Genomic DNA, 26,748 nt, shown 5'->3' with positions numbered 1-26,748 from the left:
CTCAGGCCTCCGTCTTTTCGCCCATGGTGACGTGATAGGAGAACTTGCCCATGTAATTCCCCTTCGCACCGCCCCACTCGCTGTAGGCTTCAATGGTTTTCGCCTCCAGACCGGCGTCACGATAGGCGCCTTCCAGATCCATTTCGTGATAGGCCCGCCAGAAAGGTTCGCCATTGTTCAGCGTATCCCAGTCCATCAGATAGGCGCTGAACGGGTCGAGGCTTTCATAGCTTGGCAGTTCCAGATTGGCGAGAATGCCACCGGGAGCCAGCACGCGGGCGGCAGAATTGACGGCGTTGATAACCGCCTTCGTTGGCATTTCGTGGAACAGCAGCTTGCAGAAGACCAGATCGAAATGGCCTTCCGGGTAGGACATGTCTTCTGCGTTCTGCTGGCTGAAATGAATCGCCTTGCCATGTTCGGCAGCCCGGTTACGGGCGAACTTCAGCATCGGGGCGCTGAGGTCGCAGGCATGAAATTCTGCATCAGGGAATGCATCAACGAGGGGATAGCATTTATAGGCCGGGCCGCAGCCCATATAGAGGATGCGCTTGTAGTCACGTTTCGGCAGGGCACCCACCAGCGCACGCCCCATTTCGTCACCTGCCTTGCCATAGCGGTGCATGGTGTAGGTGGCGACCCCAACCTCGTAGACCGGACCGGACAGCGTATCGCGGTGATAGTTGCCGGGTTGCAGATGGAATTCGTTGGCATCGTAATAGCGCGGCATCTCCAGCGACGGGTCCAGCGTCAGTGATCCCGGGGCATCTGATGGCGCGTCGAGTTCTGCCTCGATCTCGCCCCGGCGGGCTGCGAGACCCGAGATGGTCTCCCGCCACATGGCCTCCTGACTGAGACGCTGCAAACCACGGGATGTCTGATAGAGCGGATCATGCTCGAAGCGTTCGCTCATGAAATTCCGGTCACGCAGCTTTGCCTCATCCGGCTTTGTTGTGCTGACCCAGTCGTCATATTCCACCCGTAGTGCCGGGGCGACATCGCTCGCCACAAAAACCTTCAGTCCTTCAACAAAATCCAGTCGGGCCTGATCCGGCCTTGCCAGTCTGAGATCCATGTTCCGTCTCCTGTCAGTTAGCGTTCACGTCTATTCAAGTCGCTTGGCCGCCGTCTTCGAGGTCGCGCCGCCGCGCCCCCGTGACTCACGGTAAAGAATATAAAATCCGCTGGCGAGAATCAGTATCATGCCAACCCCGTCGCTGGTCTGAGGGGTCTCATTGAACAGATACCAGCCCAGCAATCCGGCCCAGATCAGCCGGGTATAATCCAGCGCCCCCACCAGCATGGAGGAGGAAAACCGGTAGGCGAAGGTCAGCAGGGAATGGACAGCCAGCGCCAGTGCCGCGAGCGCCAGCAGGCTCCACCATGACTCACGTGGCGGTACATCCATCCAGGGCAGATACAGCCCGCCAAACGCCATTGTGCCGAAGATCGAGAAGTAAAAGATAACCGCAAAGTTGGAACTGCGGGCCGGCATCCGCCGGATTGCCATTAACATACAAGCGCCAAGAAAAGACCCCAGCACCACCACGGCGGCCACCGGCCCGACATCCAGCGCCGCCGGTTGCAGTACGATCAGTGCGCCCAGGAAGCCGACCGATATTGCCACCCAGCTGCGCCAGCCCAGCTGTTCGCCGAACAGGAACCGGGCCATCAGAACCAGAAAGATCGGGGTTGTGAAATTAATCGCGGTCACGATGACCAGCGGCATGAACTGGAAGGCATAATAAAAGCAGGCCATAGAAGACAGGCCGAAGGCCGCATGCAGCAGATGCGCCTTCTTGTCAGCCGCAATCAGTGCTGCCCGGTTAACCGCCCAGAGCAACCCCGGCAACAGTACCAGCGTCACGATGACCGAACGGATCGCCAGCATCTCGGTAGAGTTCAGGCCAAAGCCGTGAAGAATTTTCACAAAGACGCCCATCATCGGGACAACGATGGTGGTCAGCATCATGGCCCCCACTCCGATGAGCGGGCGCGGCTGCAGAATGCCGGAGCCTTGCGTCATGCTTCTCCGCCTGTTCGTCGCCAGAACGGCGCACGCTGCTTCTGACGCACCAGCAGTGCCTCGTCGAACGGTTCCATCTCATAGCCCAGCGGCTGTGGCGGGCGGGCTTCATAGCCTGTCAGCCGCTCAATTACGTGACGAACTTCCGGATGGGTGTAGTACATGTTGTAGGCTGCGACGACGAGCCGCTCGAATGCTTCGGGTTCTGCTTCCTCCAGTCGTTGCAGATCACGGGTCTGCTCGGCCGGTGTCATTTCCAGAAAACCGGGTGCCGTCCCGGCGAGAACAACTTCCAGCCAGGCGGCCCCTTCCGGTGTCCGCGAGATGAAAGCCCCGACCGACGGGGCCAGCCCCAGCTTTCCGGCTGCGGGCCATCCCTCGCTGTTGCCCGGCAGAAGCCGGTCAAGAATTGCGGAAAGCAGTGAAGCGGTCATGCTCTCGGTCCTTCTGATATACCAAGTCGATGCAGCAGGCGGTCGGCCGCACGCAGTGCCACCGCCTGAATGGTGGGGGTCGGGTTGACGGCTGCCGAAGTCGGAAACACCGATCCGTCGACAACCATCAGATTATCAATATCGTGGGTCACGCAGTCTCCGTTCACGACGGAAACTGCCGGATCATTGCCCATCCGGGCCGTGCCGAGAAAATGAAACCCGGCCTGACGTGCCAGCGGATTGACGATAATCTCTGAGGCACCGGCTGCGGCCATCACTTCCCGTGCCTTTTCCGATCCGTGGGCCAGCATACGTTTAGTATTCTCACCCAGCCGGTAGGTCATCTTCGGCGCGGGCAGTCCCCAGGCATCCTTGCGGTTTCTGTCCAGCTCTACCCGGTTGACCGGCTCCGGCAGATCCTCTGTTGTCACTGTCAGACTGACCGAATGGCCGAACTCAGCCATGAAGCGGTCGTGATGCGCCTCACCCCAGGGCAGGCGATGCATATAGCCGCCAAGTGCCGTGCCAACCGGTCCCTGACCCCGCAGCGCCTGTAACTGATAGCCCCGGATAAAGTCATTCGATCCATCGGTTTCATAGAATTGCTGGCTGTAGAGCGATGTTGCAAAGGGACCGCGATGGCTGTCGAGCCTGTCAGTAAACACCCCGGTCACAATGGCCGTCGGATGCAACATGAGATTACGGCCAAGCTGACCGGAACTGTTGGCCAGACCGTTGCGATGCCGATCACTGGCTGATGCCAGCAGCAGACGCGATGTCCCGAGACCGTTACAGCCGACAATCACTGTTCCGGCTGAAATTTCCTGCCCCTGCCCGTCACCGTCAATATAGGTGACAGAACCTACCTGATGAGGAGATGCTGCCTTCAGCGCGGTGACAACAGAGCGTGTCCGCAAATCAACACCACCCCGAATGGCGGCAGGCCAGTAGGTGATATCCGTGCTGGCGCGCGACTTGCGCGGACAGCCAAGACCGCAGGGACCGCAATTATTGCAGGCCTTGCGATCCTCGCCATAATTGCTGGAGACAATCGCCGCATCCGCCGGCCACCAGTGCCATCCCAGACTGTCGAAGGCAGCGGCAATCCTGCGGGTCGCGGGGCAAAGTGGTAGTGGGCCAGTTGGCCGGGCGGCGCGCGGCGGATTGGCCGGATCCCCGGCAAGACCGGCGACACCCATCATCCGGTCATTGATATCAAAATAGGGTTCCAGTTCCGGATAGGATACCGGCCAGTCATCGGCCACGCCATCCAGTGTATGTACCCGGAAATCACTGGGATGGAGACGCGGGAAATGCCCGCCCCAGCGAATCGTGCCACCGCCAACAGCGTTAAACAAAGCCGGCTTGATAGGCGTTGCGTCATCGGTCACCGGGTAATCCCGTGCACCGGCGCGAATATTCGGATTGGGATGGAACACCGTCTGCAGGGCAATCTCCCAGCCATTGTCGAGGCTGGGCGAGGATGACTGGTCGACCCAGTCACCCTGCTCCAGACAGACGATCTTCAACCCATGGCCGGAAAGTGCCCATGCGGTTGCAGCACCGGATGCCCCGGCGCCGACAATCACCACATCAGCTGTTTCCGGCCCGGTGGTCATTCTTCCGGCACTTCCAGATCAACCCAGCCATCACCCTTCTTCATTTCATTGAAGGCGCGGCAGGATGCTTCAAATGCCGGGATACCGGCTGGCAGAGCAGCCATGAAGGCAGCCTCATAGACTTCTTTCCAGGTTGCCCCGTTCTGGATGGCGCGGATGGCCGCCCATTCAATACCTTCCCGGTCCCCCTTGACGGCGGTGGTCACGCCGACCAGCACCAGAAAGCGGGTCTTCAGGTCCATCGGGCGGCCTTCGGCATCACCAAACAGGGTGTAGCTTGCCAGATTGCCATAACGCTTCAGCATTTCCGGATCGAGTTCCGCAAGATATTCGTGAACCGGCAGTGTATAGCCGCGGACTTCGCGGATTTTATCCAGTTCTGCTTTGCCTTCAGGTGTCATCAGATTCTCCTCAGATTTTGCGGGCGACCAGTTCGCCCTCTCTAATTGCGTCATTGACCCGACGCGGCGACATGGCGTCACCGATCAGATGCAGCTCTAACCCGTCGGCTTTGCGCGGGCTGAGTTCGTGGAACAGGTCATCCTCGGCATGTGCGCCGATAATCATGACGACCTGATCAATATCGTTAAGCAGGGTGTGTTCGTCGGTGTAGAGATCGCGCACCGTAACTTGCGGGCCATCAATCGCTGTCACTTCAGAGTCCGACATGAAGGTCACGCCCATCCGGCGCAACATGCCATGGACCTTGCCCCAGTCACGGCTGCCCGCCAGATCCGGCGATGGCTGCCCCAGCTGGGTGATGAAAGTGACGGAAGCACCGCGTTGCGCCAGATACTCGGTTGTGACCGCTCCCTGACGACCGCCCATACTGTCAATAACGACGACCTTTTTGCCGACCGGCGGTTCATCCGCCAGTAACTCCATATAGGTGAAGACATGGGGCTGATCGGCACCGGGCAGGATATCCCCGTCCCAGCGTTCCGGATGCAGCATGTTCCAGCCATGCTTCAGTGCCCGGGAGCCGGTTGCGACAACCACCGCATCGAACCCGGCCAGCATCCCCGCATCAACCTTTGTGCCGGTCTGAATGGTCACACCGGTCTGGCGAAGCTGGGTCTCCAGCCAGTCGACAATCCCCACCAGTTCCTTGCGGCTGTCGGCTTTTGCCCACCATGCTGTCTGACCACCAAGATTGTCGCGGGCTTCAAACAGTGTCACATCATGTCCCCGCCCGGCGGCGGTCAGCGCAGCACGCATCCCTCCCGGACCGGCACCAACCACAGCAACTTTCTTCGCTGTTTCTGCCTGGCTCAGCGTACCCGCCCCCAGTTCCATTTCATTACCCGCTGCCGGGTTATGGATGCAGGCGATCGCAGCCTGCGCGAAAATGGATGACATGCACCAGTTCGCACCAACACAGGGGCGAATATCACCGGCCTTGTTCTCATAGGCTTTCCTGGGCCATTCCGGATCAGCGATCAGCTGACGGGCCATGCCGATGAACTCGCACTTTCCGTCTGCCAGATAACCTTCCGCCGCAGCCGGATCGATGATCCGGCCGACGCCGACAACCGGAACACTGACCGCATCTGCAACTTTCTGCGTAGCAGCCAGCTGATAGCCCTGATCTTCCGGCGATGTCGGATAGATCAGCATGCGGTTGAGATAGGTTCCGTGACTGACGGAGATGTAATCGATCAGACCAGTGGCCTCGAATTCCTTCGCGATATCGGCCCATTCATCCGGGCCGAGGCCACCGGGATGGCCGTCATTCGAATTGATCCGCATTCCCATGATCATGTCGCGACCGATTTCCTGGCGCGACGCATCAAGGATTTCCATGACGATCCGCATCCGGTTCTCAAGACTGCCACCATAGGCATCCCGCCGGTTGTTGGTCGCCGGAGACAGGAACTGGTTGAGCATGTAGCCATGGGACATGCCATGGACCTCGACCCCGTCCAGTCCGCCTTCCTTCGAATACCTGGCCGACAGGCGATAACCTTCGATCAGTTCATTGATATCCGCTGTTGTCATGACATGCGGCATTTCACGGTAAACGCTGCAGGGGATTGAGGACGGCGCCCAGACCGGCAGACCATTGGCGACAGAATTTGTCTGCCGTCCGCGATGCCAGGGTTGTGACAGCAACAGCGTGTCATATTCATGCACGGCATCCGCCAGCTTCCGGTACTGCGCCGCCATCCGCTGATCAAAGGCGAAGGCCTTGCCCTTGTAAGGCTGGGTTGTCGGATGGGCCGCCATCGCCTCCATGGTGATGACCGCGACCCCACCTTTGGCGCGCTCCTTGTAGTAATGGATATGCGCGTCCGTGAAGAGATGATCCTTCACCAGCAGGGTTGCATGTGCGGTCATCCAGATCCGGTTACGGGCCGTCTTTGGCCCCAGCTTCATCGGACTGAACAAGCGTGTATATGCCGTATCTCCAGACATCGTCTTCCTTTCTGTATAGCCTGTCAGTCAGGCGATCCTGTTGCCGCCATCCTTGATACGCAGGCAGGCTGCGAGATGACCGTTATCGCTCAGCAGGTCGAGCGGTGGCTCTTGCTGGCTGCACTTATCGATCGCGACGGGGCAGCGTGTGTGGAACGAGCAGCCGGTCGGCAGATCAATCGGGCTCGGAACCTCGCCTTCGAGGATCTGACGCTTCACCACGAAATGCGGGTCCGCCGGCAGATGTGCCGACATCAGCGACTGGGTATAGGGATGGGCCGGAGCATCGAACACGGAACCGGCTTCAGCCTGCTCAACAATCTGTCCGAGATAGAGCACCACAATCCGGTCGCTGATCAGCTTCACCGTGCCCAGATCATGTGAGATGAACAGCATCGCGACCCGGGTTTCTTCCTTCAGCTCTGCCAGCAGTTCCAGAATGCCGGCCCGTACCGACAGATCCAGAGAGCTGGTCGGCTCGTCGAGGACGATCAGCTTCGGGTTCGTGGCAATCGCCCGCGCAATACAGACCCGCTGCAACTGTCCGCCGGACAGGTCGCTGGGATAGCGGTTCAGAAATTCGGTACTCAGTTGCACACGTTTGGCCAGAGCCTCGGTACGGTCTTCACGTTCGCTGCGTGGCATCTTGTCATGCAGCAGCAGCGGCTCCGAAATCAGGCTTCCGATTTTCATGCGGGGATTCAGCGCACTCCACGGATCCTGAAACACCATCTGCATGTCAGATCTGAGCGGTCGGCACTGATCCATCGAGAGGCTCGATATATCCTGACCACAGAAGGTAATTTTCCCGGCAGTCGGATTGGTCAGGCGCAGGATCGTCCGGCCAACCGTCGACTTACCGGAACCGCTTTCCCCCACCATGCCGAGAGTCTCACCCGGACGGATGGCGAAATCGATTCCGTTGACAGCATGGACCACCTTGTCCTTGTGACCGGTCGGGAAATGCTTCTTGAGGCCCCTGACCTCAATGACGGGCTGTTCGCTCATTTCGTAGTCTCCAGCAATCGTGCCGCCAGATGACAACGTGCGGCATGGCCGGGGGTGACATCTTCAATCTTCGGATCGGTCAGGCAGATATCTTCGGCAAACTGGCACCGGTCACGGTGATGGCAACCTTCCGGAAGATTATAGAGATCCGGCGGCGGTGCCCCGAGGATGCTGGTTTCACCAAGCTGCAGCCGCTCCGGCGTCGCTGCGATAAGGTTTTTTGTATAGGGATGTGCCGGATGATCGAAGACCGACTTGACCGGCCCCACCTCAACCATTGATCCGGCAAACATCACCGCCATGCGGTCACAGTAATGAGCCACCACGCCAAGGTCGTGGGTGATGATGATTGCCGCCATATTCATCCGCTTCACCAGATCGCGCAGCAGATCAAGAATCTGAGCCTGCACGGTCACATCGAGGCCGGTTGTCGGCTCATCTGCAATCAGCAGCCGCGGCTCGTTCATCAGCGCCATTGCGATCAGCACGCGCTGAGCCATCCCGCCGGACAATTCATGCGGCCAGGCCATCGCCCGGCGTTCCGGATCAGGAATACCGACGGCATCCATCATTTCCAGCGCACGTTTGCGGGCTTCCCTGTAAGTGGTTTTGACATGCGCCTGACGGATACGGACCAGCTGATCGCCAATCCGGGTCAGCGGGTCAAGTGATGTCCGGGGGTTCTGCACAACCATCGCAATCTCATGACCGCGCAGACCGTTCAGGTCGTCATCAGACAGCTCCAGCAGTTCCCTGCCGGCGAACCTGACGGAACCGCCAACCACCCGTGCCGGAGGGCGTAACAGCCCGACCGCCGACTGCGCTGTCAGTGACTTGCCGGCACCGGTTTCCCCGACGATGCCGAGAAACTCTCCGCTATCGACAGAGAAAGTGACGCCGTTCAGTGCACGGGCGGTGCGGATATTGTTATCGAGATCGCGCGAAACGAAATGCGTCTCGAGTTCGTTGACTTCGAGTAAGCTCACTTGACCGACCTGCGACGTGGGTTGAGGAAATCCTGAAGCCCGTCACCGAGCATATTCAGGCCGAGAACCAGCATAATCAGTGCCAGTCCCGGGAACAGGGCCACCCACCACTGACCCGAAACCATGAATTCAGCACCCTGGCGAATCATCGCCCCCCATTCCGGGGTTGGCGCCTGAATACCGACCCCCAGGAAAGCCAGCGTTGCAGAAATACGAACGGCCCACGCTGCACGCACCGCCGTCTGGGCCATGGCTCCCTGAATGGCATTCGGCAACAGATGAACGAACATGACGCGCCAGGTCGGATTGCCCGCAGCCACGGCGGATTCGACAAAGACGCTGGACCGCAGGGCCAGCACTTCGGAGCGCACGACACGGGCAAAAACCGGAGAATCGAGCACACCAAGAACGATGATCACATTGATCAGCGACTGCCCGGTCGCAGCAACGACAGCAAGCGCCAGAATGATCGAGGGGAAAACCCGCAGGCCATCAAAGAAGCGCATGACGATTTCATCGCCGATCCCGCCTTTATAACCCGTCCACAGCCCCACCGGCACACCGATCAGCAGGGAGATGATGACAGCCGGAATGGCAATCCCGAAACCATAGCGTGCGCCGTAGATGACACGGGAAAACACATCCATCCCGTTACCATCCGTACCAAACCAGTGATCCGCATTCGGGGCCTGAAGAACCCGTTCCGGAAAGGATGAGACCGGGTCGTAGGGCATGAAAATATTCGAGCCGAGGGCAAGAATACCGAAGACCAGAATGATCGTCAGACCAATCGCCGCGGTCGGGCTGAACCGGGACATCCCGGCAATCCGCCGGGCGACCGAAAAGCCGGGAACAGGGGCTGCGCCGGCGGGGAAATTTGAACCATCAGGCATCACGTCAACTCCGCACGGGGTTCAATCAGATAGACAACAAAGTCGATAATCAGAAAGACGATGACCGAGAACAGTGCGAGGAAGAGCACATATCCCTGCACTGCGGCGAAATCGCCGCGGACAATCGCCGCCAGGCCGTATTCGCCCAGCCCGCCCCATGCAAAAACAAACTCGATCAGCGACATGGTCCCCACCAGGCCGGTAATTTCTGTACCGACAAAAGTCAGGATCGGGACTGTGGAATTGCGCAGAACAATCCGTTTCACCACATCTTTCGGCAGACCGGATGCCCGCGCATAGCGCACCGTGTCATTCGACAGCACCTCAAGCGTAATAGCCCGGGTATGCTTGATAATCGGTGCGGACGAGACAATCGCCATGCAGATCACCGGCAACACCAGATGCGACGCAGCAGATTTCGCCACATCCCAGTCACCTATTATCAGCGCGTCAATGAAGTAACTGCCGGTGACGGTTGGTGGCGGGCTCATGATCAGTCCGATCCGGCCAACGCCGGGGGGCGCCCATCCCAGCAGGTAGAAGAAAACAAACAGCATCACCAGACCGAGCCAGTAGGTCGGGATGGAAAAACCCAGCAGAGAGAAAAAGCGGCTGATATGGTCAAAAGCACCGTCTGGCCGGAAGGCTGCCCGCAGTCCGATCGGAATACCGACCAGCGTGCCGATACCGACACCCCACAACAGCAGTTCCACCGAGACCATCACCCGGTCCAGCATATCGTCCAGAACGGGCCGGTTGCTCAGCCAGGATTCACCGAAATCACCCTGCAGCAGATTACCCAGATAAATGAAAAATTGTTCAAATAATGATTTGTCGAGACCCAACTCGCTGCGAATGAGATCAAACTCGGCTGCGGTTGCCGTTGGTCCTGCCAGCAGACCCACCGGGTCCAGCCCCCCAACGCGAACCAGCATGAAAGTGGCGAAGACGATACCCAGCATCAGCGGGATCACCATCAGCATGCGTCGCAGAAAGAAACGTCCGAAAGTCATGATTTCATCCGTAAAAAAAGATCGGGAACTATGGGGAGCACGTCACCGACATGCCCCCCGCACGGTCCGACAGCCTTACTTCATCGTCAGATCGGCCCAACGCTCATGTTCGTCGGGATAGTGAACCCATCCGGAAATCTTCGGATTCATGGCTTCAAAGGTCGCCGAATAAACGGTCATTACCCACGGAGCATCTGCGAGCCAAAGCTTCTGGGCTTCTTTCATCAGCTCATTCTTCTTGTCGGCATCAAGTTCCTGACGCCCGGCGTCAATCAACTCATCAACCTTCAGGTTCGAATAGGCTGCGCGGTTTGAAACGCCGCTGGTATGCGCGATCAGGTACATGGTGTAGACCGGATCAAGCACGATCGGGCCGTCTTCAAAGGTGAAGAAGCACATATCCATCACCTTGGGTGACCCGCGTGACCGCATTTCCGAGCCGATCAGCTTCACCGGCTTGATTTTCAGGCCAATCTTGTTGAGCTGGTCAGCAATCTGAATGGCGACCGGCTCCTGATGCCACCACAGATCCGAATAGAAGATATCCATTTCGAATCCGTCCGGATAACCGGCTTCCGCCAGCAGGGCCTTGGCTTTCTCAGGGTTGTAGTCGTAGGTGAAAGTGCTGGTGTCATAACCATCGACAATCGGCGGAACCACCGACTTGGCGAGAGCTGCTGTACCACCGAACACGGCCTTGTTGATCAGTTCCGCATCAACAGCGTAGTTGACTGCCTGACGGACCCGGACATCGTCAAACGGCTTGCACTTCGGGTTCATACGGGCGGCAGCAGAGCTGCGACCTGTCGCTTTTTCGATCTTGACCGACGAGTCCTTCTGCATGTCGAGAACCTGCTGGATGGCAGGACGGTCAATCCACTGAACCTGACCGGTTTTCAGCAGGGTAACCCGGCTGGCACCTGACGGGATCTGTTTGTAGATCACGCGATCAAAATAGGGCTTCTCACCGAAGTAATTCGGGTTGGCGACAAAGATCGCCTGATCACCCGGCTTCAGGGTTTCCAGATGATAGGCACCAAATCCGGCGGTGTTGTTTTCCATCCATTTCAGACCCCAGGGGTCTTCCGCCGTAGCGTGCTTTTTCACTTCGGTGGAATCATAGATGCCCGGAACGTAGAGCGTCAGCGCCTTGAGGAAAATCGAGCTTGGCGCATTCAGCGTGAATTCCACGTCATATTTGCCAACCGCCTTGACGGCCTCAACGTTCGACACACGCGCAATGAAGTTGCCGGTACGTTTCTGAGCAAAGGACTTGGCCCAGCTCCATTCGACATCATCGGCTGTCAGTTCGTTACCATAAGGGCTTTTGACCCCTTTACGAAGCGTCAGCACAAAGGTTTTCTTGTCGTCGGAAATTGTCCAGCTTTCGGCCAGATGCGGCAGCGCCTTGCTGGGGTCCAGCACTTCGCGACCGTCTTTCATCATGCGACCGTATTTGGTCAGACCTTCATAGGTCTGTACGACGACGTTCTGGGTATGGGGGCGCAGCGCGTCACCATCAAAACCCTCCGGCGTGTTCGGCGAAGCAACGACCAGCGTCGCCGCCAGAGCCGGGCCAGCCAGCAATGTGGAACCAAGCGCCGCTGCGGCGAGGGCTCCCCGTCTCATATCTTTCCATTCAAGCATTCTATGCTCCCTTGTTAAGTTTGACGCCGGACCCGGACCGGCAGTCGGCTCCCGAGTGGTGTTTTATTGTTTTTGCGGGTTGAAGAAGGGGACCTGAAAACCGTCCCTGACTTCAGAAAGTATGTTCACAACGTCGTAATTCCCCGTGATATTCCGCGATGTTACCGGGTCTTCGAGGCTGTATTTCCAGTGCGCACCAAAGCCCAGCGCCTTATCGACACTGACGATAGTACCGCAAAACACCGTGAAATCGCGATCCGGAACACCACCCACCCGCTCCCGCAGGGTGTCGATGATGACTTCCGGCTTCATGAAAGCCGAAACACTGACATCCTGATACAGGCGGTCATCAACCCAGGCCTTCAGAACACATTCATCCCAGTGATCGGCAATCTCGGCGTAAGGCCAGAGCGTGCCCGCAAGATGGTTCGGGCAGGCTTGCTTGCTGCCCGGAATGCTGACGGTTTCCAGCGCCCGGTCCGTATGGTCACTGCCAACCCCAACATAGAGCTGGTCCGCCATGTGAAGAACGATCTCGACCTCGCCGGAGGTTTTCTCCGTCTGCACAAAGACCTCATCTTCCATGGTGAAGGAATGCCGGCCGATCGGATAGATACGCGGCGCAGGAACGTCGAAAGCGATATAAATACCTGACTTCGCAACTTCTTCCTGATGCGCGACCGCGGTCTGCGGATCACGTGTCGCAGAGCCGAAATTGTACATCCGCCTGATCGGGAAATCCTGTTTGTTATCGCCACCCGTCCGGGAAGCCACTGTCGCCGAAAATTGCATATTTTACCTCATTTCTGCCGCGTCGAGCGCGACGGGGTTATCACCGGCGCCGACATGTCGACGCCACATCCAGATGCGTTTAAGAATGCGACCGCCTGCTGAATCCGTGGCAAAAGCCTCACGTCCATGCAGGTTCACGAGATTATTGGTCACAAGAAACTCCCCCTGCCGCAGCACGAAGGAGAAATACAGATCACGGCGTTCCAGAACGCTGTCGAAGTAATCCAGCGCCTCACGCTGCCGGTCGGTCAGGGGCGTTCCCGCCAGTTCCATACCCGGCTCGATCATCACACGGGCATAATGGATACGAAGCTCGCCGGAATCGCGCTCGAAGATCGGCTTGCGAATGGTCTTCGGACCATCCGGCCAGGTATGCAGAACCGGCGGACGAAAATCCCATGTTTCATATAAGAGAGGCAGCAGATCCGGTCGCTCACGCTCCACAACCTCATGCACAGTCTCCGCAGAAATGAGCATGCTGTCGCCGCCCTTCACCGCGGTCTTGACGCAAAGCAGGCCAATGTAACAGGGCGGACGCCGCTCCAGACAGCCATTGTCCGAATGCATGGCAGACCGCTTGGAACTGGCACCGATACGGGTCGGATCGGTATTCTTGCCGCCGGTATCGGTGACGGTGAACATGCGCCGGTCTGTATGCAGCCCCTGACGCACCGGGCGGCCGAGATAGTTCCCCAGCCCCCAGGCAATAATACCGGCTTCGTCATCACTGTATCTGGAGGTGTCCAGCCCGCCGATGACAACAAAACCACGGCCCGCATCAAGCTGCTGGTGCAGCGACGCCACGTCGGAAGCAAATGACGGAATACGGAAATCTTCCTGCTCGACAGTTTCGGATGTCAGTCCGTTCCGACGGCAAAACCCGATAGCCGCCTCAATTTCGGAAAGAGCATTCTCCGACAGGGCGTAACGAAAGGCATCACCGACGGCTTCCATACCCGCCCGATCCCAGCATCTGGCAGAAACACGAACCGGATTATTCTGATTCCCCCGCAACATCGCCTCGCTCATTACCGTCATGCCCTCCCGCATTTCGACTTGAGTGTCTAATGTTATAGATTTATAACTTTTTAGCCAAAGAAAATTTTGCATTCAGACGAAAAGAGTTGGCGCAGGTTTCGGGAGAGGTCAGAAACGACCGGGAAACAGAGTCAGGGAGCAGCAAATGGCACTTAAAAGCCGCACCAGCGAGATGCCTGCGGACAGCCGTCCGAACGATCAGTTACGTACGCCGCTCTATCATCAGGTCTATCTGATACTCCGCGATAAAATTCTCTCCGGGGTCTTCAACGATGGCGACCTGATTCCCAGTGAAGCGGAATTATCCCGCATGTACGGCGTCTCGCGAATCACGGTAAGGCGCGCAGTTGAAGACCTGGCTGCCGAAGGGCTTGTCCGCCGGCGCCGCGGTGCCGGAACACATGTCACCTACGAGCCCGGGCGCGATGTCATCAGTGTCGACGTAAAGAATATCCTGAGCGGCCTGTTTGAAATCGGCAAGGAAACCACGGTTAAACTTCTGGAATACGGCATTGACCTGCCGCCTTCGGACGTCAAGCGGGCGCTCCGGCTGGAAGATGGCGCGCAGGTACAGCGAACGGTGCGGGTTCGGTCGACCCTCGGCAACCCGTTCAGCTTCATTGTAGCCTATGTGCCTTACGAAATCGCGGCCCATTTCGACCGCGCCCGGCTGGAAACCGACTCCCTGGTCGACCTGCTGGAATCAACAGGCCGTAAGCTGACCCATGCCAGTCAGAATATTTCGGCCGGCCTGGCAGACCCCATCATCGCCCGCACACTTGGCGTCGATGTCGGTACCGCCCTGATCACCGCAAACCGTGTCATGTATGACGAGAGCGGCGAACCGGTGGAATTTGTCCGGGCGCGTTATCGGCCGGACCGGTTCCAATACTGGCTGGATATGGAACGCGCACCGGCAGACGCCGATGGCAAAGCCCCCTTTGTTGTAAGCAGCGCAGGACGCGCAGCCCCGACCCCCGTTACGGAAGCAGACTGACATGCCGACACTTGCCGGAAAGACCGCCCTTGTAACCGGTGCCGCCCGGGGAATCGGCTTTGCGATCGCCCGGCGGTATGCCGCTGAAGGGGCTGCTGTCGTCATTGGTGACATTAATCCGGATGGTGCCCGCGAGGCCGCCGGAAAAATTACGGAAGCCGGTGGTCAGGCCGTTGCAGTCGAGCTTGATGTCTCCGATGAAACCTCCGGCCTGATGGCCGTGGACTCCGCCATCGCTGCATTCGGAAAGCTGGACATTATGGTCAACAACGCAGCTTCCATCACGCCGACCCAGTCGATTCTGGAATTATCACCGGCAGACTGGCGGCGGGCCATCGATATCAATCTGACCGGTGCCTATCTGATGTGCCGGGCTGTTCTCCCCGCCATGCGGGAGCGCGGCAACGGGGTGATTATCAATGTCGCCTCACAGCTGGGTTCCGTCGGCTCGAAGGGCCGGGCACCTTACTGTGCCTCCAAAGGTGCGCTGATCCAGTTCACACGGGTTCTGGCTCTCGACCATGCCGCTGAAGGTATCAGGGTGGTCAGCCTGTCGCCCGGTGCCGTTGTGACGGAACGACTGCTCGATTTCTATGACACACCAGAGGGCGCGCAGGCTGCACTAGGCCCCAAACATCCGATTGGTCGGATTGGCGAACCTGATGAAATTGCCGGTGCTGCCTTGTTTCTGGCATCAGATGACGCCGCCTTCATGGCCGGGTCTGACCTCGTTGTCGACGGCGGTTATATCGCTCAGTGAGAACCGCGCAGCCGCCTTGTCTCCCTGATCCGGTCTGCGGCACGCAACGCCAGCGCCTGCAACGTATTGGTCGGGTTGACCGCCGCGCCGGTAACAAACGAACTGCCATCGATCACGAAAAGTCCCGGCGTATCATGCGCCTCACACCAGGAATCCAGTACCGAGGTCTCCCGGTCATTCCCCATACGGGCGGTTCCCATGAGGTGAAATCCGGCGTCAGCCACCAGATCCATCTCAACAAACCCGGCCCCGCCCGCATGGGCCAGCGCTTCCCGCGCCCTGTCCATGCCGAAATCCAGTGCGGCACGGGCATCTTCCGATACCCGGTAGATCATCTGGGCGGAGGGCAGGCCATCACTGTCAGTGCGTTCACTGTTCAGCACGATCCGGTTTTCCGTATCCGGCATATCGTCAGCACAGACCGACAGGCTGAACGACCGGCCAAAATACTGCGCAAATTCACGATGATGATCCGAACCCCAGCCCATACGCTTGCCAAGGCTGCCCAATGCCGTCAGGGCCGGGCCATGTGTACCGAGCATCTGAAGCTTCACCCCGCGCGGAAAGCCGCGGGCCATATCTGTTTCATAGAAATGATGCGACACGAAGCCCCCCGCCGTAATGCCGAGATGTCCCTCCATCGGCTCATCAAAACAGGCAGAGACGCGGGCCAGCGGGTGCAGCATCAACCGTCGTCCGACCAGTCCCGAACGATTGGAAAGGCCCTGCGGATGCCGCCCGCTTTCCGACATCAGCAGAATTCTGGCCGAACCGATACCATTTGCGGCCAGCAGAATGGTCCGGGCTCTGGTTTCCTGCACAATGCCGCTGCCATCACGCCAGATCACTGCGGAGGCATGACCGTCGGCATCTGTCTCGATCCGCAAGACGCGGGCACCGGTTCGGAGTTCAGCTCCCGCGTCGAGGGCTGCGGGCCAGTAGGTCTGGTCAACCGAGCCCTTCGATCCGGTCGGGCAATACAACTCGCAGGGACCGCAATTGTTGCAGGCATCACGCCCCATATGCGACGCGGTGTTCACCGCCAGATCAGCCGGCCACCAGGACCAGCCGAGATCATCGAAGCAATCGGCCATACGACGCCCGGGCTTGCCCAACGGCGCCGCCGGCAGGCGTCCCTCGCCCATTTCCGGGTAGGCTCCATGTCCGGCCTGCCCGGCCACTCCCATCATGGCTTCATTCAGGTCATAATAGGGGGCCAGATCCTCGTAGGAGACCGGCCAGTCGTCACCGACACCGTCGAGACTGAATGTCCGGAAATCGGAGGGATGAAACCGCGGGATATGGCAGGACCACATCACCGTCGACCCACCGACACCATTATACATCAGCGGCCGGATCGGGCTGGTACTGTCATCAATCGGGTAATCGGACGCGGCCTGCCTGATATTGGGGTTGGGATGCCAGTCCTGCTGTCGCCGGATCTCCCAGTCATCCGCAGAAGACGGCGAGGACGCCGGGTCAACCCAGCCGCCCTGTTCAAGACACAGCACGTCAATACCGGACGTAGCCAAACGCCAGGCCGCTGCGGCCCCCGCTGCACCGGCTCCAATGATAATCGCATCACGTATTTCAGTCATGGTCAGGATAATCAGCGCACCATCCGACGCTTGGCAACAACCAATGGGAGGGCGGTTTGAATTTCTCAGTAAGCGATGAACAACGCATGCTGCTCGACAGTATCGACCGTTTCATGGTGCAACATCTGCCGCCGGCAGAGGTACGTCGCCGCGACGCGGAAGCCGATCCGCCCTATCATCTGCTGCCCCTGATGGGTGAAATGGGCCTGCTCGGAATCACCACACCAGAAGCCGATGGCGGCCTTGGCGGTGACTGGCAGACACTGGTGCTGGTTCAGGAACGTATGGGTTATCACGCCTTCATGGCGGTTGCCCTGCTCAACCGCGTGACCTGCTTCGGCCTTGAATCCATACGGGCCGGAGGCAATGCACAACAACGACAGGAACTGATACCGAAACTGATCGCCGGCGACGCAGCCTTTGCCCTTGCCCTGACCGAACCCGGTGCCGGCAGTGATGCCGGAGGGATCATCACCCGCGCAACAAAGGTTGAGGGCGGATGGCGGGTCAATGGCCGCAAAACCTGGATCAGTGGTGCAGAATCAGCGACTTATATGGTGACCGCCTGCCGTACCGGCGCTGAAAAGCGTGGCACCAGAGGCGTCACCATGTTCCTGATTCCACCGGATGCGCCCGGCATATCCATGACCCCGCTGGCCAAGGTCGGAAACAACTGCTCGCTGTCCTGGGATATCGGGTTCGAGGATGTCTTTGTCCCCGATGATGCGGTGCTTGGCGAGGTTGGAAAAGGGTTCAGCATTCTGCGCAATACCCTGAAATATGCCCGCGCCGGGCTGGCTGCCTCGGTTACCGGCGTCGCACAGGCCGCAGTGGATTGCGCGCTGGCCCATGCAAGGGAACGCCGGCAGTTCGGTCGCTCCATTGGCAGTTTCCAGACCATCTCACACCGGCTGGCTGATATGCAGACGGCGGTCGACCTTTCCCGGTTGATGGTTGGCAAACTGGCCTGGTCAATTGATCAGGGCGAAGACTGCACCCGGCTGGCGGCACAGGCCAAACTGGTCGCAACAGAGGCCCTCCACCGTGTCACCGACGACGGCATGCAGATCATGGCCAGCGCCGGATACGCGGCGGAAAGCGACATGCAGCGATACTGGCGCGATGCGCGTCTTTATACCTTCGGTGAAGGTTCCAGTGAAATTCAGCGCGGCATCATTGCCCGCGATCTCGGACTGACAGAGGACTGATCATGAGTGATTTCGATATTCTTGCCATCGACACAGTCGTAAACCCGCATACACCTGAAATTGTCCGGATGCGCCCGGACTGGGGCGGCAAGTTCCACCGTGAGAAATTCGGGCGCGACGACAGCGTCATGGAAGGCACGACCTACGAAGACATGTTGCGCCAAATGGACGCCGCCGGAACGGAGCGCGCCTTTCTGGTTGCCAACAAGACCGGCCAGATCGGCTTACCGGCCAGCTGGCATCTGCCTTACGAAATGGTCCATGAAGCCGTACAGAAATACCCCGACCGCTTTTACGGGCTGGCTGGCATTGACCCGACGGAAGGTATGGATGGCGTTCGCGCGCTGGAACGATCCGTAAAGGAATACGGCTTCATCGGCGCACATTGCTATCCTCACTGGTTTGAACTGGCACCCGATCATGCGCGCTATTACCCGTTCTATGCCAAATGCGTTGAGCTCGATATTCCCTACATGCTGCAGGTCGGCCAGTCGCTGGTCTATGCAAAGGAACGACCGCTGCGCAGTGTCGGCCGTCCGATCACGCTCGACGGCGTGGCCTGCGACTTTCCGGAACTGAAGCTGATCGGAATTCATATCGGTATTCCCTGGACCGACGAAATGATCGCCATGGCCTGGAAACATGACAACGTCTATATCATCGCCGACGCGCATGCGCCGAAATACTGGCCTGAAAGCTTCGTCCGCTACATCGATTCCTACGGCCGTCACAAGGTCATGTACGGCACCGACTATCCGGTCCTGACCTTTGATCGTTATCGCCGGGAAGTTGACGCGCTGAAGCTGCGCCCGGAATCACGAAAGATGTTCCTCCGCGACAATGCGATCCGCATCTTCAAACTGGACCAGAGAGGCTGACGTGATGGACGAGATGATTGCCGACCTGCCGTACCGCAGCCGTGACGAAATCGACGCCGTTCAGGAACGGAATTTCGCGGCCACTCTTGATCTGGTGTTTGAGCGCCATCCCTATTATCGCCAGCGATTTGCCGATATGGGGCTGAAGCGCAGCGATATCGGCGGCCTGAAAGATATCAGCCGGATTCCGATCATTGCCAAGAAAGACTATATGGCGGAACCGGAAGCCTTCCGCATGGATTGCAGGGATCTGCCGATTGAAATGCAGGTTACATGGGATGTCATGCATACCACGGGCACGTCGACCGGCATCCCCACGCCCTTCTATTCCACGACCTACGATTTCTACAACATCCTGACCACCAACCGCCGGGCGCTGGAAATCCGGGGCGTAAATGAAAACGATATCATAGCCAATCTCTGCCCGCTGACCGTTCATCCCTATGGGGCCTATCACCGTACCATCGCCGCCGCGAACGCGATGAAAATACCGGTGGTCAGTCCGCTTCCCGGCAAGCCATCCCCCTATTTCCACTGGAGTTCGGGTATGGACGAGGTCGTGGCAACTGTCGCCCGGACCCGCGCCACAATTCTCTGGGGTGTTGCCAGCTATACCCGCCGCGTCATCCTGCAGGCTGAAGAAAACGGCGCGGACTTCTCTGCTGTGCGACTGGTCTTCGTTACCGGCGAGGCCGTAACCGAAGAAATGCGCGATGACATGACCCGCCGTCTGGTCAATATGGGGGCAAAGAACCCGCTGGTCAGCGTATCCTATGCCGCGACTGAAATGCAGGTCGGCACCGTCGAATGCCAGCCCGGTGCCGGATATCACAACCCGGCCCCGGACGAGTTCTATTTCGAGGTCGTCGACCCGGAAAGCCACAAACCACTGCCGGATGGCCAGCGCGGCATGGCCGTGATGACCCATCTGAACCGTCGCGGCACCGTGCTGCTGCGCTATGCCCTTGGTGACCTGACCGTGCTGTCGCGGGAAGCCTGCCCGCATTGTCATGCAACGACGGACCGCTTTGTCGAAATGCCATCCCGTGCCGACGACCTGGTGAAGGTCAAGGGCATGCTGATCAACCCGGCCCTGCTGGGCAAGGCACTGATCGCAGATGACCGGGTCGCGGAATATCAGATCGTGATCGACCGGACAGACCCGAATGACCGGCTGTCTATGGACCGGCTGACCGTACGTGTTGCCGCCAATGTGGCAACCGGCGACGAATTCGCGGGTGAGATGGCGGAACTGGTAAAGGCCGCTGTTGGTGTACGTCCGGAGATCGATCTGGTTGATGCCCGCGAAATTTTCGACACCGAGAAATCACTTAAATCTAAACGCCTGATTGATCTGCGCTGATCGACCAGAGCAAAGGACCAGGAAAAATGAGCCAATCCCCACGTTCTGCCTGTATCGTCGGTGCCACCGGAGGCATCGGTGCTGCCATCACCCGACGCGCCGCCCGCGACGGATACCGTCCGCTGGTCTGCATGGACCTCGCCACACCGGCGCTGGATGCCATGGCAGCAGAGACCGGCGGTATCGCCGTCCCGATCGACCTGACCAGCCCGGACAGCATTGCCAGTGCCTTCGACAGCGCACGCAAGGCCGTGCCAGCTCTTGACGCCCTCGTGCTCTGTGCCGGGGTTGTCGATAACGGCAAGCTGGCGGACCTGACACTGGCCCGCTGGACCGAAATCATCACCATCAACCTGACCGGGTTTTTCCTGTGCAGTCAGGCTGCACGTGACTGGCTGGTCGATGGCGGAAGGATCGTGACGCTGGGCTCGCTGGCAGGACAAACCGGCGGGGTCATCACAGGCACGGCCTATGCAGCATCGAAAGGCGGGGTTGAAGCCCTGACCAAATCAATGGCGCAGGAGCTTGCCCCGCGAAAGATCACGGTGAACAGTGTCGCCCCCGGTGCAATCGAAACACCGATGCTGGCCGCCCATCCCGCTGAAAAGAAAGCCGCGATGTCCGCCTCGACCCCGCTGAAACGCATGGGCCAGCCTGAAGAAATCGCTGCCGCCGTGGCCTACCTGCTATCCCCCGAAGCCGCCTTCACCACCGGTGCCGTCCTCGCCGTCAATGGCGGCCTGCGGATGGGCTGACTTCAGACCAGCCGGCCCGCTTCCTGCCCCTCAAACACAGCTTCCAGTGCTGTCCGCGGGGACTGGCAGTCACCGGCAGAGCGGATATCGACGGGGGCATTCGCTTCATTGCGCCAGGCAATCAGCTCCGATGTCAGGCGGTCATCAGCATGACCGTGCAGTGGGGCGATCACACTGTCGGCCGTCAGTTCGGGGCCAGCCTCTCCCAGAGACAGGTCCGTCAGTTGTACCTTCTCGCCATCCCATGACCGGATCGCATGAGTACCGATGATCCTGACCTGCTTTTCCCGCAGGCGATGGCGCAGGGCATAGGAAGAATAGACGCTGACAGTCCAGGCCGGCGTGCCGGTCGGCACAATCAGGGTCACCTGTTTCCCGAGGTCTGCCAGATACTCTGCCATTCCGGAGACCGCCCAGGTCCCCAGCGCATCCAGCATCACAATGCGTGATCCCAGCGCACTGACATCGGCCAGCGCCTCAGCGAAGGTCAGCCCTCTGCCCCCTTCTGGGAAAGACTGCCCGACAGCACGGGCACCCGTTGCCATGATGACCGTATCCGGCATGAAGGACCGGACACTGTCGAGATCGGCGCTGCGCCCCAGTTCGGTCTTCACCTCATACTGTTCCAGCCGGCGTTTCTGATGCTCCAGAAGTTGCAGGAATTCAGCCCGTAACGGCATCTTCTCGATCCGGTTCAGTTCACCGCCCAGACGATCACCGCGTTCCCACAAGGTTACGTCATGCCCCCGTGCTGCGGCAGTCCATGCGGCTTCGGCACCGGCCGGTCCACCACCGATCACCAGCACGCGCTTCCGGTCAGTGGCCGGTGTCAGGTCCGGTTTCAGCCATTCCCCCTCCTTCCCCGTCCGCGGGTTGGTCAGGCAGGTAATTGCGAGATTATGGGCCAGCATCCCGGCACAGCCCTGATTGCAGCCGATACAGGGGATCGTTTCAGTTTCCCGGCCCTGCGCTGCCTTATTGACCAGTTCCGGGTCAGCAATATGGGCCCGGGCCATACCAACCATGTCTGTATCACCAGAGGACAGCATTGCCTCGGCATCTGCGATTGTGCGGTACTGACAAACCGACATGACAACCGGCCGGTTACTGACCGGCTCCAGTGCCTGACGGATACGTGTTGTCAGCGGCCAGAAGGTCCCTTTCGGAAAAGACATGTCGGCCATCTGCGTCGCAATGGTGTAGCTGCCGTGATAGGCGCTGTGCGAAACATTGACGAAATCCACCTTGGCCGCCGCAACCAGTTTCGGCACGATATCGCACATATCCTCGATGGTCAGCCCGCCTTCCAGAAACTCGTCTGCACTGATCCGGATCCCCAGACAGGCATCGGGGCCGATTGCATTGCGAACCGCCTGGAGGGTCTCGACCGGAAAACGCAGCCGGTTCTCCGGCGAGCCGCCATAATCATCGGTTCGCCGGTTGACCGCAGGAGACAGAAACTGTTGCAGCAGATGACCATGCGCCATCTGCAACTCGATCCCGTCGAGGCCGGCTTCCAGCAGATTGCAGGCGACCTCTGCATGGGCGGTAGTGACTTCCCTGATTTCATCAACGGTCATCGGATGCGGGGCCGGGGCCATGGCGGTCCAGGGTGTATCGGACGCGCTCCAGCTTGGTGTACGGGTAAAGTTGCCGTCGATATGGCGGCCAAGATGGATGATCTGACCGAACAACCGCCCGCCCTCAGCCTGCACCGCTTCAGCTATTTCCCGGAACTTTGGAATGCAGGCGCGGTCATATCCATTGACCCCCTGCTTGCGCCCGAGGCTGGACCGGTGCACCCGGATCGCCTCGAAAATGATCAGGCCCACTCCACCGGCTGCCCGCGCCCGGTGATAGTCCAGATGCCGCTGACTTGGCAGGTTATCTTCGCCAAAGTTTGTCGTATGTGCGGGAACCATGATCCGGTTCCGTACCTCGACATTACCAATGCGGAGCGGCTGAAAAACATGCGGATAGCGGATCCCGGACATCGCAATATTCCATGTAATGCTACAAATATGTTCTATATCTATAACATTTCACGGATAGATCCCGCAATCTGTAACCGCAGGTGTCAGGCGTCGGCGGTGACAGCTTTTGTTTTTGCCCGCCGGGTTGCGAAGTAGATGATGAAGACGGCACCCACCAGAAACAGCAGCGCAATCGGTGATTTCAGCAGGAACCAGGGATCACCGCCCGATGCGGAATAACCACCCCGGATCAGTTCTTCTAGACGTGGCGACAGCAGGAAGCCGATCACGAAAGGCAGGATCGAGATATCCAGCCGTCGCAACACATAACCGATCAGACCAAAGATCATCACCACCCAGATCGCTACGAACCCACCATCCTGCGCATAGACCGCTGTCAGCGTGATCAGCATGACCACTGGCAGCATGATGGATTTCGGAACCCGGGCCAGCACCCCAAGCGAACGCATGACGACCCCGCCGACGGTCCAGTTGAAGATGTTGGCGAATACCATCAGGGTGAACATGGCGAACGCAATCACCAGATCCTTGTTGATGATTGTCCCGTAACCTTCAATCTCCTTGATTTCTGTAAAGCGGAAGACCTGCGGGCCGAGGGTGAAATCACCCACCGATTCCACCGCCAGAATGATGAAGACAGCAGCAAAGTTACCGGGAATACCCAGACTCATCACCGGAATCAGGTTGGCGCCAGAGACCGAGGAATTCGCCGCCTCCGTCGCCGCGACACCCTCCGGAATACCTGTGCCGTAACGCTCGGGATTTTTTGAGAAGCGCTTGGCAAAATCATAGCCGAGGGTGGCGGCAAGGGTTGTTCCGATACCGGGCAGCGCGCCAATCGCCGTGCCGATGATCGAAGACGAGAAAATCACCGGCATGATGCGTTTGATATCCGCCAGTCGCAGGCGATTGTCGCCGAGTACGGGCGTCATACTGATTCCGGCGTTGCGCAACCGCTCGCGTGCTGCGGTTTCGATACCAATAAACACCTCGCCAACGATCAGCACACCGAGAATGGCTGAAGACAGCGGCAGCCCGCCACCAAGTTCCGGAATGCCAAAGGTCATGCGCGGGCCGTTCCCGGACAGGGTTGAGCCCATCAGTGCCAGCAACATGCCAAACACGCCGATCACCAGACCCTTCATCGGGGCGCTGCCGGCAACAGCTGCCATGAAGGACAGGGAGAGAATGATAAGTGCCGCCTTTTCTGGCAGGTCGAGCACACTTTCGATCAGGATCGCCAGCACCGGGGCTGTGAGGAACAACGCCATATCGCTGAAGCTGTCACCACAGACCGAGCTGAAATGTGCCACCTTCAGCGCCTTCGGGCCTTCGCCCTTCATCGCCATCGGATGCCCGTCAAGCGTCGTCAGATAGGCATCAGGTGTCCCCGGCGTATTGAACAGGATGGCAGGTACGGCACCGCCAACGGTCGCCCCCTTCATCACCCCGATCAGAAATCCCAGGATCGGCAGCAGGGCGTCATTGCTGACACCAAACACCCAGATCAGCACCGGCAACGACAAGGCCATCGCAAAGGGGCCATTCAGTCCGGGGGTTGCCCCGACGATGATACCAACCAGCAGGCCGGTAAAGACCATGGCAATCGGCAGCCAGTCAAAGCTGCCGTCGCTTGCAAAGAAAACATCTGTGATACCGCGGATCACATATTCAAGAACGAGTTCCATAGGGGCGCTGACCTAGAATTCGGCGTTAGGGGGAAGCAGGACATTGGTCAGCAACTGATCAAAGATCAGGATCATGGTGGTCAGCACGATCACCACGGTCAGCACACTGACCGGTCGCACCCTGCCCTCGGTCCAGGCAATCAGGGCAACCGTCATCGAGATGCCGCCCACCACATAGCCGAGATATTTATATGGCGCTGTATCTGTCAGATAACGATAGCCGACATCCAGTAGTCCGAATTGCTGCATAACCCAGACCGTGACCGGTCCCAGCCCGTACATAACGGTCAGACCGGTGACACAGATCGCCAGAAACCCGGCTAAAAACAGCAGGTTTTCCCGTGTCAGTCTGCCCTGTTCACCGGGCGTGATTGGCGGTGAACCGCGCAAGAGAGAAATGATCACCTGAAGGGCGCTCAGAATGGCGAGCGTTGCCGACAGCAGGATCGGAAAAAAAGCATCGCCGGGTTCTTCCTTGCCGGTGATGTTGATATGCATGAACCCGCCGCGGATATCCGCCGGAAACCAGACGAAAATCGCCAGCAGAGACGCCACAAACACAATCACGCCGAACCCGATATCCCACGGGTCCGGCGCGTTGCGTCTGTTCATCGATGAGCGCTCTGTGCTCACTTCACCAGCTTGACGAGTTCTTTGTTCGCCTCAAGGTTCGCCTTGAGCTGCTTCGTCAGTTCGTCGCCCGAGGTCATCAGCGGTCCCGGGGGATACTGCTTGGTCACGAACTGGGCTGTCTTCGATTCCGGATTGGACAGCACTTCGTGAATTGCCTTGGCAATCGCATCACGTGCTTCCGTATCCATTCCCTTCGGACCTGCCAGAAGAAACTGGAAGCCGAGGCCGGTGGTCATGATACCCCGGTCGATCAGCGTCTTGCCTTCCGGTGCCTGCACCAGCGGTGACGGCTCAGCCGACGCCAGGATGACCAGTTCACCTGCAGCAACCAGTGGTCCCTGCACGCCGCCACCCCAGCCAACATTCGCATCCTTGGCAACCAGTGCGTTGATCGCCGAACGGCCACCCTCGCCACGCAGATGATTGACTTCGATACCATAATGACGGGCCACAACTTCGGCGCCGGCCTGAACCTGGTTGCCCCAGTTTGCCCAGACAATCTTGGTGCCGCTCTTGGCGGCAGCGACCATGTCTTCAAGGGTTTTCCAGCCGCTGTCGGCACGCGCCAGAACAGCCATCTGCGAACCGGCCGTCATGGTGATGTAAGTGAAATCATCAATCGAGATATTTTCACTGCCGATGGTGGCGAAATCGAAGGTGGTGTTGATGGCGAAACCGATGGTCTGTCCATCAGCCGGTTCACCCTTGAGCTGCGCTGCCATAACGGCACCGCCACCGCCCGCCTTGTTCTCCGGAATGATCCGCCAGCCTTTAAGGGCCTGCAGCTCTTCCGCAAGCGCACGGGCCTGGGTATCTGTACCGCCACCGGCACCAAAACCGATCCAAAGCTTGATCGGACCTTTCGGTGCCCACTCGGCATGGGCGTGGCCGGCCATCATCGCGATGGCGGCAACAATCGGAATTAATCTTTTCATCAATTCGCTCTCCTCTGTTGAAACGCGTTCTTGTTTTCGTCATTCCCATCAGGAAGCGCCCTATTGTG

24 protein-coding genes are annotated in these 26,748 nt (G+C 58.8%); 6 read left to right on the top strand and 18 right to left on the bottom strand.

All coding sequences use genetic code 11. The annotated features are described in order from the left end of the window. Window position 1: 1 nt before the first annotated feature. The 13 genes from GH722_20015 to GH722_19955 all read right to left on the bottom strand — a co-directional run bounded on the left by GH722_20015 (window position 2) and on the right by GH722_19955 (window position 13,943). Entirely contained in the window at window positions 2-1,075 is a 1,074-nt protein-coding gene (locus GH722_20015; protein ID MRG74052.1) for a methyltransferase domain-containing protein, read from the bottom strand. 30 nt (window positions 1,076-1,105) lie between these two features. Beyond that, window positions 1,106-2,026: an EamA family transporter gene (locus tag GH722_20010; protein MRG74051.1), complete on the bottom strand. Its 921-nt coding sequence runs from the start codon at window positions 2,024-2,026 to the stop codon at window positions 1,106-1,108. After that, complete coding sequence (locus tag GH722_20005; protein ID MRG74050.1) at window positions 2,023-2,460, bottom strand: hypothetical protein; 438 nt, start codon at window positions 2,458-2,460, stop codon at window positions 2,023-2,025. The genes GH722_20010 and GH722_20005 overlap by 4 nt, the downstream gene beginning before the upstream one ends. Next, window positions 2,457-4,079, bottom strand: coding sequence for an FAD-dependent oxidoreductase (locus GH722_20000; protein MRG74049.1), 1,623 nt, complete (start codon window positions 4,077-4,079; stop codon window positions 2,457-2,459). Before GH722_20000 ends, GH722_20005 begins: the two co-directional genes overlap by 4 nt. Continuing rightward, window positions 4,076-4,534, bottom strand: coding sequence for a hypothetical protein (locus GH722_19995; protein MRG74048.1), 459 nt, complete (start codon window positions 4,532-4,534; stop codon window positions 4,076-4,078). The genes GH722_20000 and GH722_19995 overlap by 4 nt, the downstream gene beginning before the upstream one ends. After that, entirely contained in the window at window positions 4,491-6,494 is a 2,004-nt protein-coding gene (locus GH722_19990; protein ID MRG74047.1) for an NAD(P)-binding protein, read from the bottom strand. The genes GH722_19995 and GH722_19990 overlap by 44 nt, the downstream gene beginning before the upstream one ends. A 27-nt stretch (window positions 6,495-6,521) precedes the next feature. Further along, entirely contained in the window at window positions 6,522-7,502 is a 981-nt protein-coding gene (locus GH722_19985; protein ID MRG74046.1) for an ATP-binding cassette domain-containing protein, read from the bottom strand. Next, window positions 7,499-8,488, bottom strand: a complete 990-nt coding sequence (locus tag GH722_19980; protein MRG74045.1) for an ATP-binding cassette domain-containing protein — start codon at window positions 8,486-8,488, stop codon at window positions 7,499-7,501. The genes GH722_19985 and GH722_19980 overlap by 4 nt, the downstream gene beginning before the upstream one ends. After that, window positions 8,485-9,381 (bottom strand): ABC transporter permease subunit, encoded by an 897-nt coding sequence (locus tag GH722_19975; protein MRG74044.1) that lies wholly within the window; start codon window positions 9,379-9,381, stop codon window positions 8,485-8,487. Before GH722_19975 ends, GH722_19980 begins: the two co-directional genes overlap by 4 nt. Beyond that, window positions 9,381-10,394 (bottom strand): ABC transporter permease subunit, encoded by a 1,014-nt coding sequence (locus GH722_19970; GenBank protein ID MRG74043.1) that lies wholly within the window; start codon window positions 10,392-10,394, stop codon window positions 9,381-9,383. Before GH722_19970 ends, GH722_19975 begins: the two co-directional genes overlap by 1 nt. Before the next feature lie 75 nt (window positions 10,395-10,469). Continuing rightward, window positions 10,470-12,041 (bottom strand): hypothetical protein, encoded by a 1,572-nt coding sequence (locus GH722_19965; GenBank protein MRG74042.1) that lies wholly within the window; start codon window positions 12,039-12,041, stop codon window positions 10,470-10,472. Between the two features lie 63 nt (window positions 12,042-12,104). Further along, window positions 12,105-12,833, bottom strand: coding sequence for a DUF2848 domain-containing protein (locus GH722_19960; GenBank protein MRG74041.1), 729 nt, complete (start codon window positions 12,831-12,833; stop codon window positions 12,105-12,107). 3 nt (window positions 12,834-12,836) lie between these two features. Continuing rightward, window positions 12,837-13,943, bottom strand: coding sequence for a hypothetical protein (locus GH722_19955; protein ID MRG74040.1), 1,107 nt, complete (start codon window positions 13,941-13,943; stop codon window positions 12,837-12,839). A 73-nt stretch (window positions 13,944-14,016) separates the two neighbouring features. On the opposite strand from GH722_19955, the gene GH722_19950 reads away from it, so the two are divergent. Together GH722_19950 and GH722_19945 are read left to right on the top strand one after the other, a co-directional pair. Beyond that, the gene (locus tag GH722_19950; GenBank protein ID MRG74039.1) at window positions 14,017-14,868 is read left to right on the top strand and encodes a UTRA domain-containing protein; all 852 of its coding nucleotides are present in this window, start codon (window positions 14,017-14,019) and stop codon (window positions 14,866-14,868) included. Between the two features lies 1 nt (window position 14,869). Further along, window positions 14,870-15,628 (top strand): glucose 1-dehydrogenase, encoded by a 759-nt coding sequence (locus tag GH722_19945; protein MRG74038.1) that lies wholly within the window; start codon window positions 14,870-14,872, stop codon window positions 15,626-15,628. On the opposite strand, the gene GH722_19940 is transcribed toward GH722_19945, so the two are convergent. After that, entirely contained in the window at window positions 15,622-17,226 is a 1,605-nt protein-coding gene (locus GH722_19940) for an FAD-binding protein (GenBank protein MRG74037.1), read from the bottom strand. The two genes, GH722_19945 and GH722_19940, sit on opposite strands and share 7 nt — an antisense overlap. 56 nt (window positions 17,227-17,282) lie before the next feature. Here GH722_19940 and GH722_19935 point away from each other — a divergent pair, with 56 nt between their 5' ends. From GH722_19935 to GH722_19920, 4 genes are read left to right on the top strand one after another with little or no spacing between them, the layout of a single operon-like run. After that, entirely contained in the window at window positions 17,283-18,434 is a 1,152-nt protein-coding gene (locus GH722_19935; GenBank protein MRG74036.1) for an acyl-CoA dehydrogenase, read from the top strand. Window positions 18,435-18,436: 2 nt separating this feature from the next. Further along, window positions 18,437-19,312, top strand: coding sequence for an amidohydrolase family protein (locus GH722_19930; GenBank protein MRG74035.1), 876 nt, complete (start codon window positions 18,437-18,439; stop codon window positions 19,310-19,312). Continuing rightward, the gene (locus tag GH722_19925) at window positions 19,275-20,675 is read left to right on the top strand and encodes an AMP-binding protein (protein ID MRG74034.1); all 1,401 of its coding nucleotides are present in this window, start codon (window positions 19,275-19,277) and stop codon (window positions 20,673-20,675) included. Before GH722_19930 ends, GH722_19925 begins: the two co-directional genes overlap by 38 nt. Window positions 20,676-20,701: 26 nt before the next feature. Further along, complete coding sequence (locus GH722_19920; GenBank protein MRG74033.1) at window positions 20,702-21,430, top strand: SDR family oxidoreductase; 729 nt, start codon at window positions 20,702-20,704, stop codon at window positions 21,428-21,430. 2 nt (window positions 21,431-21,432) lie between these two features. Here GH722_19920 and GH722_19915 read toward each other — a convergent pair whose 3' ends face one another. From GH722_19915 to GH722_19900, 4 genes are all read right to left on the bottom strand, one after another. Next, window positions 21,433-23,424, bottom strand: a complete 1,992-nt coding sequence (locus GH722_19915) for an NAD(P)-binding protein (protein ID MRG74032.1) — start codon at window positions 23,422-23,424, stop codon at window positions 21,433-21,435. Window positions 23,425-23,507: 83 nt separating this feature from the next. Next, window positions 23,508-25,112: a hypothetical protein gene (locus GH722_19910; GenBank protein ID MRG74031.1), complete on the bottom strand. Its 1,605-nt coding sequence runs from the start codon at window positions 25,110-25,112 to the stop codon at window positions 23,508-23,510. 12 nt (window positions 25,113-25,124) lie between these two features. Next, on the bottom strand, window positions 25,125-25,724 hold the full coding sequence (locus tag GH722_19905) for a hypothetical protein (protein MRG74030.1): 600 nt from the start codon (window positions 25,722-25,724) through the stop codon (window positions 25,125-25,127). A 17-nt stretch (window positions 25,725-25,741) separates the two neighbouring features. After that, window positions 25,742-26,680, bottom strand: a complete 939-nt coding sequence (locus tag GH722_19900) for a tripartite tricarboxylate transporter substrate binding protein (GenBank protein MRG74029.1) — start codon at window positions 26,678-26,680, stop codon at window positions 25,742-25,744. Window positions 26,681-26,748 lie beyond the last annotated feature (68 nt).

The organism is Alphaproteobacteria bacterium HT1-32 (genome assembly GCA_009649675.1).
Taxonomy (GTDB): domain Bacteria; phylum Pseudomonadota; class Alphaproteobacteria; order Rhodospirillales; family HT1-32; genus HT1-32.
The sequence above is the reverse complement of the archived record's forward strand: the minus strand, read 5'-3'. Positions and strand labels throughout refer to the sequence as shown.